This is a genomic window from Pseudomonas sp. 2957, from assembly GCF_031456345.1.
GTDB classification, from domain to species: Bacteria; Pseudomonadota; Gammaproteobacteria; order Pseudomonadales; family Pseudomonadaceae; genus Aquipseudomonas; species Aquipseudomonas siliginis.
Genome location: NZ_JAVDUL010000008.1, coordinates 1 through 15,158, shown reverse-complemented (window position 1 = coordinate 15,158; position 15,158 = coordinate 1). Strand labels below are relative to the sequence as shown.

13 protein-coding genes and 1 pseudogene are annotated in these 15,158 nt (G+C 58.7%); 8 read left to right on the top strand and 6 right to left on the bottom strand.

The genetic code is table 11. The features are described from left to right. The first annotated feature begins 33 nt into the window (after nucleotides 1-33). Nucleotides 34-3,498: a dermonecrotic toxin domain-containing protein gene (locus tag J2Y39_RS24850; protein ID WP_310220247.1), complete on the top strand. Its 3,465-nt coding sequence runs from the start codon at nucleotides 34-36 to the stop codon at nucleotides 3,496-3,498. A gap of 26 nt (nucleotides 3,499-3,524) precedes the next feature. On the opposite strand, the gene J2Y39_RS24845 is transcribed toward J2Y39_RS24850, so the two are convergent. After that, the gene (locus J2Y39_RS24845; protein WP_150636138.1) at nucleotides 3,525-4,304 is read right to left on the bottom strand and encodes an IclR family transcriptional regulator; all 780 of its coding nucleotides are present in this window, start codon (nucleotides 4,302-4,304) and stop codon (nucleotides 3,525-3,527) included. Nucleotides 4,305-4,467: 163 nt separating this feature from the next. Here J2Y39_RS24845 and hmgA point away from each other — a divergent pair, with 163 nt between their 5' ends. Genes hmgA through maiA form a run of 3 tightly spaced genes read left to right on the top strand, consistent with a single transcriptional unit; the run spans nucleotide 4,468 to nucleotide 7,728 of the window. Next, nucleotides 4,468-5,772 (top strand): homogentisate 1,2-dioxygenase, encoded by a 1,305-nt coding sequence (hmgA, locus tag J2Y39_RS24840; protein ID WP_056782993.1) that lies wholly within the window; start codon nucleotides 4,468-4,470, stop codon nucleotides 5,770-5,772. Between the two features lie 3 nt (nucleotides 5,773-5,775). Then, nucleotides 5,776-7,080, top strand: coding sequence for a fumarylacetoacetase (fahA, locus tag J2Y39_RS24835; RefSeq protein WP_056782995.1), 1,305 nt, complete (start codon nucleotides 5,776-5,778; stop codon nucleotides 7,078-7,080). 12 nt (nucleotides 7,081-7,092) lie between these two features. Then, nucleotides 7,093-7,728, top strand: a complete 636-nt coding sequence (maiA, locus tag J2Y39_RS24830; protein WP_252887342.1) for a maleylacetoacetate isomerase — start codon at nucleotides 7,093-7,095, stop codon at nucleotides 7,726-7,728. A 139-nt stretch (nucleotides 7,729-7,867) separates the two neighbouring features. On the opposite strand, the gene J2Y39_RS24825 is transcribed toward maiA, so the two are convergent. Further along, nucleotides 7,868-8,671 carry a SirB1 family protein gene (locus J2Y39_RS24825; protein WP_056782998.1) on the bottom strand — a complete coding sequence of 268 codons (804 nt, stop codon included), beginning with the start codon at nucleotides 8,669-8,671 and terminating at the stop codon, nucleotides 7,868-7,870. Nucleotides 8,672-8,855: 184 nt separating this feature from the next. On the opposite strand from J2Y39_RS24825, the gene J2Y39_RS24820 reads away from it, so the two are divergent. Continuing rightward, nucleotides 8,856-9,875, top strand: a complete 1,020-nt coding sequence (locus tag J2Y39_RS24820; RefSeq protein ID WP_041479665.1) for a Glu/Leu/Phe/Val dehydrogenase dimerization domain-containing protein — start codon at nucleotides 8,856-8,858, stop codon at nucleotides 9,873-9,875. Nucleotides 9,876-10,030: 155 nt separating this feature from the next. On the opposite strand, the pseudogene J2Y39_RS24815 reads toward J2Y39_RS24820, so the two are convergent. Further along, nucleotides 10,031-10,285 (bottom strand): annotated as a pseudogene (locus J2Y39_RS24815) (YebG family protein); the annotation flags it as partial. A gap of 346 nt (nucleotides 10,286-10,631) precedes the next feature. Between J2Y39_RS24815 and J2Y39_RS24810 the strand changes: the two are divergent. Further along, nucleotides 10,632-11,132, top strand: a complete 501-nt coding sequence (locus J2Y39_RS24810) for a phosphate-starvation-inducible protein PsiE (protein WP_039759287.1) — start codon at nucleotides 10,632-10,634, stop codon at nucleotides 11,130-11,132. Here J2Y39_RS24810 and J2Y39_RS24805 read toward each other — a convergent pair. Together J2Y39_RS24805 and J2Y39_RS24800 are read right to left on the bottom strand one after the other, a co-directional pair. Further along, complete coding sequence (locus J2Y39_RS24805; protein ID WP_016771632.1) at nucleotides 11,129-11,446, bottom strand: DUF3509 domain-containing protein; 318 nt, start codon at nucleotides 11,444-11,446, stop codon at nucleotides 11,129-11,131. The two genes, J2Y39_RS24810 and J2Y39_RS24805, sit on opposite strands and share 4 nt — an antisense overlap. A 263-nt stretch (nucleotides 11,447-11,709) precedes the next feature. Further along, on the bottom strand, nucleotides 11,710-13,086 hold the full coding sequence (locus J2Y39_RS24800; protein ID WP_095180402.1) for an L-serine ammonia-lyase: 1,377 nt from the start codon (nucleotides 13,084-13,086) through the stop codon (nucleotides 11,710-11,712). A gap of 135 nt (nucleotides 13,087-13,221) precedes the next feature. Here J2Y39_RS24800 and J2Y39_RS24795 point away from each other — a divergent pair, with 135 nt between their 5' ends. Next, nucleotides 13,222-14,169: a LysR substrate-binding domain-containing protein gene (locus J2Y39_RS24795; RefSeq protein ID WP_016771630.1), complete on the top strand. Its 948-nt coding sequence runs from the start codon at nucleotides 13,222-13,224 to the stop codon at nucleotides 14,167-14,169. A 200-nt stretch (nucleotides 14,170-14,369) separates the two neighbouring features. Next, nucleotides 14,370-14,777, top strand: coding sequence for an HPF/RaiA family ribosome-associated protein (locus J2Y39_RS24790; RefSeq protein WP_016771629.1), 408 nt, complete (start codon nucleotides 14,370-14,372; stop codon nucleotides 14,775-14,777). A gap of 10 nt (nucleotides 14,778-14,787) precedes the next feature. Here J2Y39_RS24790 and J2Y39_RS24785 read toward each other — a convergent pair. Then, a partial coding sequence (locus tag J2Y39_RS24785; protein WP_310220241.1) for a hypothetical protein occupies nucleotides 14,788-15,158 on the bottom strand: 371 nt, incomplete at its 5' end.

Genomic DNA, 15,158 nt, shown 5'->3' with positions numbered 1-15,158 from the left:
TTGCAGCTCTGGATAATCAAGTAAGGGAAGTTTGTGGCCAAGTTATATAAAAGTTTGATGCGTGGTTCTTTCGGTGAGCAGGTTACCTGGCCGGAAGAGTGGGAAAAGGCAACACAGGCTAAAACAGATCTGTTCAAGATCATCGACGCCATGCCGAGCGTGCTGGATATTCTGCGCAACATGCTTGAAGGTGAATTGAAGCGTCTGGGCAAAACAGTTGATATCGACAAGGTCTATATCAATACGGATCCTGCTTTCCCTGCCGATGAAAATCGGCCATCAGGCACTCTTTGGGAGGTGACGGTTCATTGTCTGAATAACCATATAAGTCCTGCCTATATTATGGGGGGCGATGGGGTTTTTGTTCTGCCGGATACGTTCAGTGAGCAATTCAAAGTCAAGGTGCTCAATACCATTGTTGTTGAGGATCTGATCGCTGCTGTAACTGCCGGACTGGAAAAAACATTGCGAGCCGAGATCGCAAAGTTCTGGGCTGCGCCAGCGAAACCCGTCCATGCCGACAATGCACCGCTGTCGAACAAACAGGCTTTCATCAAGGCCTATGCCGTGGTCACCGGTGCAGAGCTGTCGCTGTCGGTCATGGCCAACAATTTCGATGCCCGATTGGGCGAGCGATTCGCTCATCTGCTGGAAGCAGATGCCGGTCGCGCAGCGTTTGAAGTCAACCTGCAACCGGCACAGGATTATCTTCTGGTGCGCCAGCCCTGTTTCGTTCTGGACAACGCCGAGCGTGCGGTCGCAGAGATGCAACTGGTCAACGAGTCGACTTCCTATCTGCTGCACACGCCGGAAAACGGCTTCGAGTTCTTTGAAAAAAATACCGATTTGCACAGCAAACTTCAGCAGAGACTTTCCCTGCGTAGCGAGCAGATCAGTTACCCGAAAGCCACGCAAAGTCCTCATGCGTTTTGTGCAGAGGCCCACCTCGAAGGTCAGCTTGAAAGTGTGTCGACCATGATCAGTGGCCGGGAATTACTGGAAAAACCGCTGACCTCCATGCTTCAGGAGAATCAACGCCTGCATGTGCTGCGGTACGGTATCGACACCCGCTTTTATCTGCTTTGGGCTGCACTGAAACGCACCGACTGGCCGCTTTGGCTGCATGCCGCTGGTAACGATGTTCAACAACGTTATAGCGAGCTTGAAGCATCCAAAGACCAGTATGAGGCTGCATATTCGAGCGCGTTCGATGCGTGTTTTTCCTTCAAGGACTATGTGGTGCGCACGTTCGCCGCATGGGCGCAGAGGGCCTTTGACGAACGCCTGGATCCAGAAGCGATCAGTGTCCATAGCTCGTATACTTTGCAAGTTGCCGGACGGACCATCGAACAGGAAGAGACCCGGACGCTGACAGAGTTTGTTGTGTTCGGCCTGCATGACACTGGTTATAAAGCGACTCTGACTATCATCGGCGCTCCCGACGGAAGTCGGCTGACGGCAGTAGCGCTCGAGCAGTGGCTGGAAAATCGTAATCTGCGCCTGGAGTTTACCGGCAGTCTTGCATACTCGCCGTCGGTTGCTTGGCAGGAGGCCTATCGCAACTATCTCTTCAGCCAGATGGAGTTTGCAGTTTTTGGAGCTCGCCAGTCCGGGAAGCTGGATTCCACCGATGCGAACATCATCGCGCGAGCCATGGCCAACGACCCTGCGGTGACTATTCAGGGCTTGAAAATCAGGCTGCAAGTCCCAGCATTGAAAGATGTTCTGATGATTTCGGCCAAAGAATACGCACCGTCGCTGATGTTGGTCAAAACAGCTGACGGGCAATTCGAACTGCAGAAATTTTCCGATATCTACGCGGCGAACCGCTGGCTGGAGTCGGCATTGTCGGCGGATCGTGAATACGCCGCATTGATGATTCATCCCGACTACCTGCACGAGGCGGGTGAGTTGCTTGGCAGCGCTGGTACTCAACTGAGCTACCGCTACACGCTTGATAGCCGGCCGGTCGATCTTTATCTGAACGCCAAGGCACCTTTGGCGGACTACGTAAATGTCGCCTACCGAGCCGAAGTTGCGCTGCACAAGGCCATTGCACCGGCAGCTTATCGGGCGCTTGGCATTGAGGGGCGCAAGCGCTATTCGCGTCTGACAACCGAACTCAAGGCGCTGTCCACGGTTGATGCACGAGACAATGGTTTTCCGACATTCGAGCAGTTCACCTATGACGCGGTGAAAGCCCAGATAGAAGACCTATTGCGTTCGCGCGGCAGCAACATTTCGGTCAATCCCGACCAGATCATTATTCAGACCGAAGAGTTTCGTAAGAGCGTTACCGACGTCTTGCTTGAGGGACTCGCTTTCGAAGCGGATCATCCGGCCTATGAAACCAAGTACAGCCCCAAATATTACTTGGTGAATGGACATCCCCTCGTTGAAAAACTGGATATCCGGGATTTGTCTTCGCTATCGAAAACCTTCCGCCCTGGTGACCGATACAGCGCGATGCTGGAAGAGCAATATCTGAACAAGGCTCATCCTGATTACGCTTTCAAGCGCGCGGTACACGCCCGGAAAATCCGCTGTGAGATGTATCGCAATGCGTTTGCCGATTTCACCAACGGCAGATTATCGACAGAGTCTTTCTCTGCTGTCCAAGGGGTCATCGATAACCTGAAAGAGAGTGGCGGTTATCAGTCGGTAGGGACCAGCACCGCCGAAGGTGATATCGGGCTGTACAAATTCAATATTGGCGCGCTGGGTCTGACGACTCCTGGGGACCGCGCGGTTGGCGGCGTTTATATTTTTCGACTGAAGTTGTCGTCAGGTTTCTTCGACTTGCTCTATACGCCTGACGCACCGGATCAAGTCAACTTCCGACCGATCGCTGAGTTCATTCCTTCGATTCGTTTTCGAAAAGGCCCATTCAGGAGCTATTACAGCGAGCGGATACTGCTGGTTGACCAGAAAGTGACCAATGACTACTTCGATAATCTGGTCGCAACGGTTGATACCCGACCGGTCATTCGCACACAGCAGCGTTCGTTACTGCCCGATCTGTTCACTTTCCATGACGAGCGAGTGCGCCGTGTATTGAGTGACATCGACGAACGTACCACCAGTCTCAACGAAATAATCGCCAGTGTGGTTTATGAAAATCTGTTGAAGGCCGCAAACATTGTCAGCCTGCTGGTGCCACCCGTAGGCACTGTGGTGGTGGCTGTGCAGGTGATGAAAAGCATCTACGACGCGTCGCAGTCGCACCGACGCGGTGATTATTCCGCCGCGCTGGGGCATGTGCAGGATGTATTGAGCGGACTGCTGACATTGGGTCAGGCTGCAGCGGCGGGGGCGCCGGCTAAAGAACTTACCCGTGCGCAACGCTCGTTTCTCAGTCTGTTTGAAGACGCCCGCACGGTCGCGGAGCTGGTTACGTATTACACCGGCCATGAAGACCCCGCCGATGAACTGATCGGGTTCTTCAAGTCACTGATGCAAGAGGCTGAGTCTGCATTCAGCAAGACCACGGTTCGCTGAGCCGTTTCGAGGGCTCATAGTCTGATTTATCTTTCGTAACCCATGCGCCAGCTCACGGCCCGCGTCGCAGCCAACAACCGCTGCGCCGCCGGGCCGTTTTCGTCGGCGTGGAACAGTGAGGTCGGGCCGACGATGGTCAGCACCGCAGCGATCTGCCCGACCGCGTTGAACACTGGCGCAGAAAGCGCATCCACACCCGGCATCAACAAACCATGCACGTGATGCAGACCGCGTTCGCGGATCTGTTCACACAGCGCTGCATAGGCTGTTTCATCCTTGAGCGGATGCTCCGCGACAGCGATCTCCTGCTCGCGCAATTCATCGGTTTCCCGGTGCGGCAGGTAAGCGCTGAACACCAGCCCGGTGGACGAGCTGAGCAGCGGCAGCACCGAACCCAACTGCGTCACCACCGTCACCGCGCGCACCGCCGGTTCAATGTGCACGACGGTTGCGCCCTGATTGCCCCACACCGCGAGAAAGCAGGTTTCGTTGAGTTCATCGCGCAGCTCGGACAGCGGCAGGGCGGCAACTTTCAGCACGTCCATGCTGTTGAGCGCGGCCAGGCCCACGCGCAGTGCTTCGCGACCGAGGCCGTAATGGTTGGTGGCGGTGTTCTGTTCGGCAAATCCGGAGGCTATCAACGCCTGCAAATAGCGATGCACCTTGCTTGCCGGCATCTGCACATGTTCGGCCAGACGCGACAGCGAAGTCGACGGTGACAACTCGGCCAAAGCCTTGAGGATGTCGGTGCCGACTTCGGCGGAGCGGACTTTCTGTTTGCCGTTGCTGTCGCTGGTTTTTTCCATGGGGCTGGCGGTTCCGGTTCGAATGGGCGTCTTTATAGCTTGACGCTGGATAGCGAGCAAATTACGTTATGCGTAATCAGATTACGATAATAACAACCCCGGCGTGCCGAGACCTCTGAGCCAGAGCGATGGGCCACTGCCGACTCCCTGTTCAGGAGGCTCCATGAACCCCGATTCAACCGCGCAGGACCTGGTTTACCAGTCCGGCTTCGGCAACGAATTCAGCACTGAAGCGTTGCCCGGCGCGCTGCCCGTTGGCCAGAACTCTCCGCAGAAAGCCCCGTACGGCCTGTATACCGAGCTGTTCTCCGGCACCGCCTTCACCATGCCGCGCAGCGAAGCGCGGCGTACCTGGATGTACCGGATTCAGCCGTCGGCCAATCACCCGGCGTTCGTCAAACTGGAGCGGCAACTGGCCGGCGGACCTTTGGGTGAAGTGACGCCCAATCGCCTGCGCTGGAATCCATTGGAGCTGCCGACCGAGCCAACGGATTTCATCGATGGTCTGGTCAGCATGGCGGCCAATGCTGGCGCCGAAAAACCTTCCGGCATCAGCATTTATAACTACACCGCCAACCGTTCGATGGAGCGGGTGTTCTTCAACGCCGATGGGGAAATGCTGCTGGTGCCGCAACTCGGTCGCCTGCGTATCGCCACCGAACTGGGCGTACTCGAAGTGGCACCGCTGGAAATCGTCGTTCTGCCGCGTGGCCTGAAATTTCGCGTCGAACTGCTCGATCCACAGGCACGCGGCTACCTCGCCGAGAACCATGGCGCGCCGCTGCGCCTGCCGGATCTGGGGCCGATCGGCAGCAACGGTCTGGCCAATCCACGGGATTTCCTCACCCCGGTCGCTGCCTACGAAAACCTGCAGCAACCGACTACTCTGGTACAGAAATTCCTTGGCCAGTTGTGGGCCACCGAACTCAATCACTCACCGCTCAATGTGGTCGCCTGGCATGGCAACAACGTGCCGTACAAATACGACCTGCGCCGTTTCAACACCATCGGCACGGTGAGTTTCGATCACCCTGATCCTTCGATCTTCACCGTATTGACCTCGCCGACCAGCGTGCACGGTCTGGCCAACCTCGATTTCGTGATCTTCCCGCCGCGCTGGATGGTCGCCGAAAAGACCTTCCGGCCACCGTGGTTCCACCGCAACCTGATGAACGAATTCATGGGCCTGATCCAGGGCGAATACGACGCCAAGGCCGAAGGCTTCGTGCCCGGTGGCGCTTCGCTGCACAGCTGCATGAGCGCCCACGGCCCGGACGGCGAAACCTGCACCAGGGCGATCAACGCCGAGCTTGCACCTGCAAAAATCGATAACACCATGGCCTTCATGTTCGAGACCAGCCAAGTGCTTCGTCCAAGTCGTTTCGCCCTCGAATGCCCACAGTTGCAACCCAGTTACGACGCTTGCTGGGCGACGCTGCCCGCCACGTTCGACCCGACCCGGAGATAACCCATGACACAGAATTCCATCCCCCGCAGTTGGGTCGCTTCGGCCAACGGTCACAGCGATTTCCCCTTGCAGAATCTGCCGCTGGGCGTGTTCAGCCTCAAGGGTTCTGCGCCGCGCGCTGGCGTGGCGATCGGCGAGCACATCTTCGATTTGCAGGTGGCGCTTGAGGCCGGTCTGTTCGACGGCGTCGCACGCAGTGCGGTGGAAGCCATGCACGGCGGGCAGTTGAATGCGTTCTTTGAACTTGGCCGTGAGGCGCGGGTGGCCCTGCGCGAACGCCTGATCGAACTGTTCAGTGAAGGCAGCACCCTGCGCGGCAACATCGAAGCGCAAGGCGCGAAACTCTTGCCGCTGGCTGCCGATTGCCAGATGCACCTGCCGGCACGGATCAGCGATTACACCGACTTCTACGTCGGCATCGAGCACGCGCAGAACGTCGGCAAACTGTTCCGCCCGGATAACCCGCTGCTGCCGAACTACAAGCACGTGCCGATCGGTTACCACGGTCGCGCTTCCACGGTGCGAGCGTCCGGCACCGACGTGCGCCGGCCGAAAGGCCAGACGCTGCCGGCCGGCCAGACCGAACCGGTATTCGGTCCATGCGCGCGTCTGGATTACGAACTGGAACTGGGTATCTGGATCGGCCAGGGCAATGAGATGGGCGAGCCGATTGCCATCGGTGACGCTGCCGAGCACATCGCCGGTTTCTGCCTGCTCAACGACTGGTCGGCGCGGGATATCCAGGCTTGGGAATACCAGCCACTCGGCCCATTCCTGTCGAAGAGTTTCATCACCAGCGTCTCGCCGTGGGTGGTGACGGCTGAAGCACTGGAACCATTCCGCACGGCGCAACCGGCCCGCCCTGAAGGTGATCCGCAGCCGCTGCCGTATCTGCTCGACAAGCGCGATCAGGATGGCGGCGCCTTCGACATCGAGCTGGAAGTGCTGTTGCGTACCGAAACCATGCGCGAGCAGAACCTGCCCGCCCATCGCCTGACCCTGAGCAACACCCGCTACATGTACTGGACCGTCGCGCAAATGGTTGCGCATCACAGCGTCAACGGTTGCCAGTTGCAGGCCGGCGATCTGTTCGGTTCGGGCACTTTGTCCGGCCCGGAAAACGGCCAGTTTGGCAGCCTGCTGGAGATTACCGAGGGCGGTAAGAAACCGATCGAACTGGCTTCTGGCGAAGTGCGCAAATTCCTTGAGGACGGTGACGAAATCATCCTGCGTGCCCGCTGCGCCCGCGACGGTTTTGCCTCGATCGGCTTCGGCGAATGTCGCGGCACCGTGATCGCTGCGCGCTGACAGGAGCGGCTTATGGATCTCTATGGCTATTACCGTTCCACTTCATCGTACCGGGTGCGGATTGCGCTGGCGTTGAAGGGCCTCGATTACCAGGCGTTGCCGGTCAACCTGATCGCACCGTCGGGCGGTGAACATCGGCAACCGGCGTATCTGGCGCTCAATCCGCAGGGCCGGGTGCCAGCCTTGCGCACCGATGACGGCGCGCTGCTGATTCAATCGCCGGCGATCATCGAGTATCTGGAAGAGCGTTACCCGCAGGTGCCGTTGCTGCCGGATGATCTGCTGGCGCGCGCGCAGGTGCGCGGTGTCGCGGCGGTGATCGGCTGCGACGTGCACCCGCTGCACAACGTCAGCGTGCTCAATCGCCTGCGCCAGGCGGGGCAGAATGAGGCGCAAGTTGTGGAGTGGATCAGCCATTGGATCAGCCAAGGGCTGGCAACGGTGGAGCAGTTGATCGGCGACAGCGGTTTCTGTTTTGGCGAATGGCCGTGCGTGGCAGATGTGTATCTGATTCCGCAGTTGTATGCGGCTGAGCGGTTCAACGTCAGCCTGGAGGCATATCCGAAGATTTGCCGTGTGGCTGCCTTGGCGGCTGAACATCCGGCGTTTATCAAGGCGCATCCTGCCAATCAACCAGACACCCCGTAATTCCTGTGGGAGCGAGCCTGCTCGCGAAGACGGAGTGTCAGTGGCCTTTCATTCAGCTGACACACCGCTTTCGCGAGCAGGCTCGCTCCCACACAGGTTTGTGTGGGCCTCAAGGATGGTGGCAGCCTGCGGAAGGTAGTTAATGCACGACGGAGTTGGGCGGCAGATGGCCGAGGCGTTCGGTCAGGCGCAGGCGCTGGATCGGGTCTTCGCTGAGCAATAATGCATGCTCCAGATCGAAGCGTTCAGCGTTCGGGCAATCCAGCCGTTGATACAGACTGGCCCGGGCCATGTAATCGGAGGCCTTCGCATCGCCCAGTTCGAGCACTCGTTCTGCGTCGATCAGCGCGGCGATGTGATCGTCGTGGGTCAGGTGCAATTGGCGCAGGTTGCGTGACAGACGTTGCAGCATCTGCACCGGCGTTGCGCTCAGCAAATGTTCGGCGCTGAGCTGCATGTTCGGCCCGTATTGGCGTTGCAACAGTTCTCGGCAGTCATTGGGATACAGTCGCCGCCCGCCGCAAGGATCGAGCAAGTGGTCGGCGCCGGGTACCCGCAGCAGAAAATGTCCGGGGAAGTTGACCCCGACCAGAGGAATCTCCAACCCACGCGCCAATTCCAGTGCGATCAACGCCAATGCCAACGGCTGACCGCGTTGGGTGTGCAACACGCGATGCAGCAGCGCCGCCTGCGGGCGCAGCGGCAGGAAATCATCCTGCGCGAAACCGAGATCGACCATGCGTCGCAACAGCGGTTGCGCCAGTTCGCTGACCGGCAGCATCGGCAGCCCATAGCTGACGCGTAGTTGCAGATCCTTGAAGGTGCGCAACCATGCCTCGGGCTCGAGGGTTTTGTCGTGCTCGGCACTTATCCACAGCGCAGCTTCCAGCAGGGCCGGCGGTGAACGATGCAGGCATTCGAAAAAGCGTTGGCGCGCACTCATCAAAATCTCCCTCCAATGCCTCGTTTTAGCCCCGTCCGGGTTGTTCGTCCAGTGCCGGGCTCACTGAGCGCGAGTTATAGCGGCGCAGCATTGTCCGCTCGGCGGCTCATGCCGGTGTGCGCCAGCAATTTTCAGGGGCAAGCCTATACTGGCGTTCTACAAGAAGTGATTCGGGAGCCTGTCGATGTTCGCTCTCATGCAAAGCACTCGCCTGGAATCGCTGCACCTGAGCGTGGACCCGGCCACCGGGTTGAAGGCGGTCATTGCCATTCATAACAGCCATCTGGGGCCAGCCCTGGGTGGGTGCCGTTACCTTGCCTATCCCAACGACGAATCTGCGGTCGAGGACGCCATTCGCCTGGCGCAAAACATGAGCTACAAAGCGGCGCTCGCCGGCCTCGCGCAAGGTGGCGGGGTGGCGGTGATCGTGCGCCCGGCCCATGTCGAGAATCGCGCCGCGTTGTTCGAGGCTTTCGGACGTTGCATCGAGCAACTCGACGGCCGCTATATCACCGCCATCGACAGCGGTACGTCAGTGGCGGACATGGACTGCATTGCCCAGCAGACCCGCCACGTTACCAGCACCACTTCGGCAGGCGACCCGGCGCCGCATGCGGCCATGGGCGTGTTCGCCGGCATACGCGCCACGGCGATGGCGCGCCTGGGCAGCGACAACCTCGAAGGTCTGCGCGTTGCCATCCAGGGGCTTGGCAATGTCGGTTTTGCGCTGGCCGAGCAACTGCACGCGGCAGGCGCCGAGTTGCTCGTCAGTGACATCGACCACGGCAAGGTGCAACTGGCGATGGAGCAGCTCAATGCTCACCCGATCGCCAACGACGCATTGCTCAGCACGCCGTGCGACATTCTCGCGCCGTGCGGGTTGGGCGGTGTGCTCAACAGTCACAGCGTTTCACAGCTGCGCTGCTCGGCGGTGGCCGGTTCGGCGAACAATCAACTTTCCCATCTGGATGTGGCGGATCAACTGGAACGGCGCGGGATTCTTTATGCGCCGGATTATGTGATCAATGCCGGCGGGCTGATTTACGTATCGCTTAAACATCGCGGTGAGGAGTTGCCGACGATTACGGCGCATCTGTCGAAAATCAGTTCGCGGCTGACCGAAGTCTTCGCCCATGCTCAGGCGGAAAAACGTTCGCCGGCGCGGGTGGCGGATGAGTTGGCCGAAAAGGTTTTGTATCGCTGAAAGCAAAAGATCGCAGCCTTCGGCAGCTCCTACATTCCGAGTGCAGGAGCTGCCGAAGGCTGCGATCTTTCTAATTACTTCGGCGCTTTCGCTGGTTTGGCTGGCTTCGCCGGCGCCTCATCAGGTTCTGCCGCTTCAGCTTTTTCGACAGGCTCGGCCGGCGCATTGATCAGCTCCGACAGCGCATCGGGCTGGCTCTTGAACGCTCTGGCGAACACATCGCGATTCTTCGCCATGTAGATCCCGGCTTCTTCCACTTGCTGTTCAGTCAGGGACGGAACGGCTTTTTGCAGCACATCGGCCAGATATTCGGCCAGTTCGAGCATTTTGTCATGACGATCAGCTTCGGCTTTATCCATGAACAAGCGCTCCAGATCTCGGCTGCTGCGGTATACCACTTCGACGGCCATTCACCACCTCACATGCCTTCACATTAAGTTGTCTTGACGACTACTGTATCCATATACAGCGAAAAGGATAAGCGAATCCCTGCGCCATGGGTAGTGGCTTTTCAATGTAGACCGGATTTGGGTTTTGTCAGGGGTAGGTGTGGCTGCTATTCGCGAGCAGGCTCGCTCCCACGGGGATTGTGCTAAGCCGGGAGCCTGCGACCAAACGCCACGGCGCGGGATTTGCGGCGGATCGCCATGATGCGTGGCCCTGAACCTGCATGAAAACCGTTGCTACAAGGCGCGCGCGCAAAACCGTCACGTGCGATACGCATCATCCGCCCGAAACGGGCTAAGGAAACTCATCGTGAAAATAAATTGGGCCGAGAAACTGCGGCGTAACGTGCATCAACTGGCCGAGTCCCTGGGCAACCTGTTCGTCGAAACCTTTCACTATCTGGCGCTGTTCGCCATCGGTGCGGTGACAGCGTGGGCGGCGGTGATGGAGTTTCTCGGGATGCTCGAAGTCGGGCACATCAAGATCGATGACATTCTGTTGCTGTTCATCTATCTGGAACTGGGCGCGATGGTCGGGATTTATTTCAAGACCAACCACATGCCGGTGCGCTTTCTGATCTACGTGGCGATCACTGCACTGACGCGCCTGCTGATCTCCAACGTCTCGCACCACAACCCGCCGGACATGGGCATTATCTACCTGTGCGGCGGCATTTTGCTGCTGGCGTTTGCGATCCTGGTGGTGCGTTACGCTTCGTCGCAATTCCCCTCAGTGAAGATCGAGAACCCGCAGCGCAAGCTCGGCACGGGCTCCAGCGAACATCCTGAAGTGGAGAAGGGCGAGCTTTAAAGGCCAGCCGCCTGGCCCGGCTGGCCCTTGACGCGTGGCGGTGGCGGGGTCAGCCCGGCGCCGCTGGTCATGGCTTCGAGAATCGACATGGCGCTGTGGCCCTGTTCGATGGCGATGCCGAACTGGATGCTTTGCACCAGCCTCTTCAAACGCTCGGGATCGTTGCGCTGTTCGGCGCTGATCATGCGCTTGGCCACGATGCGCCCCGCGTTGGACAGCGTCAGCATGATGCTGCCGTCCAGGCCCTGAATGCTCAGATTGATCTGATAGTCCGGCGCGAAAGCATCGGTAATGATCTGAAATGGGTTGTCCATGATGCGTCACCGCCTGATTGAACGTGCAGTTGTTGACCGGCCATGATCTGATTTGGTTCGCAACACCAGACCACTGGCATCTCGTTCGCTGAGGTTTGCAATGTCCGTTTGCCTCAAGGGTGATGTAGCAAGGGGCATGCCGGAAAAATTGTCGAACAATAAACACGGCGAAAAAAACGGCGAGCCTCGGGGCTCGCCGTTTTTTGTAGCGCGTTTTCAGGGCAGGAATGAGCGGATGATCGCTGACAGTGCAGTCAGGCCGATCAGCACTCCACCCAGTTCACCGCCAGCCCGCCCCGCGAGGTTTCCTTGTACTTGTCGTGCATGTCGGCGCCGGTGTCGCGCATGGTGCGAATCACCCGGTCGAGGGAAATAAAGTGATTGCCGTCGCCGCGCAGGGCCATTTGCGTGGCGTTGATCGCCTTCACCGCCGCGATGGCATTGCGCTCGATGCACGGCACTTGCACCAGGCCACCGACCGGATCGCAGGTCAGGCCGAGGTTGTGTTCCAGGCCGATTTCGGCAGCGTTCTCCAGTTGCTCCGGTGTCGCGCCGAGGACGTCGGCGAGGCCGGCGGCGGCCATTGCGCAAGCCGAACCGACTTCGCCCTGGCAGCCGACCTCGGCACCGGAGATGGAGGCGTTTTTCTTGCACAAAATGCCCACGGCGGCTGCACCGAGAAAGAACGCAACGACGTCATCGTCAGACGCATCCGGATTGAATTTCATGTAGTAGTGCAGAACCGCCGGAATGATGCCGGCGGCACCATTGGTCGGCGCGGTGACCATGCGCCCGCCGGCGGCATTTTCTTCGTTGACGGCAAGGGCGAACAGGTTGACCCATTCCATCGCCGACAGGGTCGAGCTGATCACATTCGGTTTGCCGATTTCCAACAGGCTGCGATGCAGTTTCGCCGCGCGGCGCGGTACTTTCAGACCGCCGGGCAGGATGCCTTCGTGGCGCAAACCTTGTTCGACGCACTCGCGCATCACTGACCAGATGTGCAGCAGGCCTTGGCGAATCTCGGCATCGCTGCGCCAGGCGCGTTCGTTGGCCATCATCAGTTCGGACACGCGCAGATTGTGTTGTTTGCAGAGGGCGAGCAGTTCGGCGGCGCTGGAAAAATCGTACGGCAACACCACGTCGCTGGTTGGCGCCACGCCAGACTCGGCTTCAGCCGCTTCGACGATGAAACCGCCGCCCACCGAGTAATAGGTTTGCGCGAACAGCTCGGCGCTTTCGCCAAATGCGCTCAGCGACATGGCGTTGGGGTGGTAGGGCAAGCTCTCGTCGAGCAGCAGCAGATCGCTCTGCCAGTCAAACGCAATCGAGCGTTGACCGGCGAGGGACAGTTGTCCGGTTTCGCGCAGTTGCTGAATGCGTGGATCGATGGTCGAAGGATCGATGCTGTCCGGCCACTCGCCCATCAGGCCCATGACCGTCGCGCGATCGGTGGCATGGCCAACGCCGGTCGCAGACAGTGAGCCGTACAGACGGATTTCCACCCGTCGCACGTCATAGAGCAGATGCTGGTCGATCAGGGCCTGGGCAAAGGTCGCCGCTGCACGCATCGGGCCGACGGTATGGGAACTGGACGGGCCGATGCCCACTTTGAATAGATCGAAAACACTGATAGCCATGCTAAACCCTTACAAGCAATGGAGTAGGAATCGCTGCCATTTTTTGTCGGACAAGCGCAATGTCGGCGATACTGCCTGCCTCGGTTCGAGGTGACCAACGAAACCTCCTAAGACAGCCTTTAGCAGGACTAAACAATGAGTCGTCAATTGCATGCCCAGACCTATGTCTGGCTGCAGGTGTTTGCCTGTGCCGCGCGGCACCTGTCGTTCACCCGTTGTGCCGAAGAGCTGCACATCACCCCGGGCGCGGTCAGCCAGCAGATCCGCCAATTGGAAGAGCGCCTGGGCTTTCGCCTGTTTCATCGGCGCGCGCGGGGCGTTGAGTTGAGTGCACAGGGGCAGCGACTGGCGATTACCGTCAATGAAGCGTACGGCAGCATCGATGCGGAATTGCGCCGGCTGGACGCCGGGATGATCAGCGGAACTCTGCGGTTGCGGTCGATCCCGTCGTTTCTCGGCAAGTGGCTGACTCCGCGCCTGCCGCGCTTGCAGCAACGCTTTCCGGACATCCAGTTGCGCCTGGTGGCCGAGGACAGCAGCGTGCCGTTGCACGAAGGCGATTTCGATCTCGCCATCGACCTCAACGATGGCAGCTACCCCGGATTGTTATCCACAGCCTTGCTCGACGAGCAGATTTTCCCGGTGTGCGCGCCGAGCCTGTTACGTGGGCGACCGCCGTTGCACGGGCCGGCGGATCTGGTGCATTTCCCGTTGCTGCACGACATCACCGCTTGGCGTGGCAGTTACGAATACGCGGAATGGGAGTTCTATTTGAATGCGATTGGCTTCGAAGGCGCCGATGTGCGGCGCGGCCACACGTTCAATCGCAATCACTTGACCATCGAAGCGGCGATTGCTGGTATGGGCGTGGCGATTGCCCGGCGCACGTTGCTCAACGATGAGCTGGAGCGCGGCACTTTGATTGTGCCGTTCGGCTTGTCGGTGCCCAACCATAAACGCTACGTGTTGCTATATGCGCCGGGGGCGTTGAGCCATCCGGGCGTGCGCGCTGTGCATGACTGGCTGGTGGAGGAGGCGGGGATTTTTCGCAGCCTGCACCCGCTGAATGAGCAACAGATGTGAGCAGATTTTTCTGCGGAGCGGGTCGACCCAACTCCCGACATTAACAGCGCCCAGCTCGGTTGTCCGGCTTTTTTTGCGAATGAATATTTTTCTTTTTTCAGGGGTTGAAATGTTCGTCGCTCGGGCCGATTGTTGTAACCAGGAGGTCAGGAAATTCAACTCAAGGCCTCCAGCGAGCTAGCTGAAATAAGGGATGAACTATGCAAATCCAAGTCAACAGCGATAACCATATTCAAAGCAGTAAGCGACTGGAGGAGTGGGTACGTACAACTATTGAGAGCACGCTCGACCGTTATGAAGAAGACCTGACCCGTGTCGAAGTCCACCTGAGCGACGAGAACGGCGAGAAACCAGGTCCCCATGACTTGCGCTGCCAACTGGAAGCGCGGCCAAAAGGCCACCAACCGATTTCCGTGACTCATAAAGCCGATTCGCTGGAACAGGCGATCGACGGTGCTGCCGAGAAACTCGAGCACAAACTGGATCATCTGTTCGGCAAACTGCGAGGTAAACCACGCGCCGCTGTAGTGCCATTTACCGGCAAAGCCAACGACAAGCTGTTGGCGGAAGAATTTGACGAGAACGAACAGGCAGCGATCAACAGTTGATGCGCTGATTTCACAAGTAACCAAAGGAGAACGGGCCTGCTGATGCAGGCCCGTTTTTTGTTTGTGGTGTTGGTGATTGCTCGCAGGGTTTAAAACCGTAGCCCCTCACCCCAGCCCTCTCCCGAGGGAGAGGGAGCCGATTCCGGTTGTTTTCAAGTCCAGCGTTCGGCTCGATATTGCAGGTGAGCGTAAATCGTAAATACACCTCGGTCAGTCCCTCACCCTCTGGGAGAGGGGGCCGATTCCGGTTGTTTTCAAGTCCAGCGTTCGGCTCGATATTGCAGGCGAGCGTAAATCGTAAATACACCTCGGTCAGTCCCTCACCCTCTGGGAGAGGGGGCCGATTCCGGTTGTTTTCAAGTCCAGCGTTCGGCTCGATAT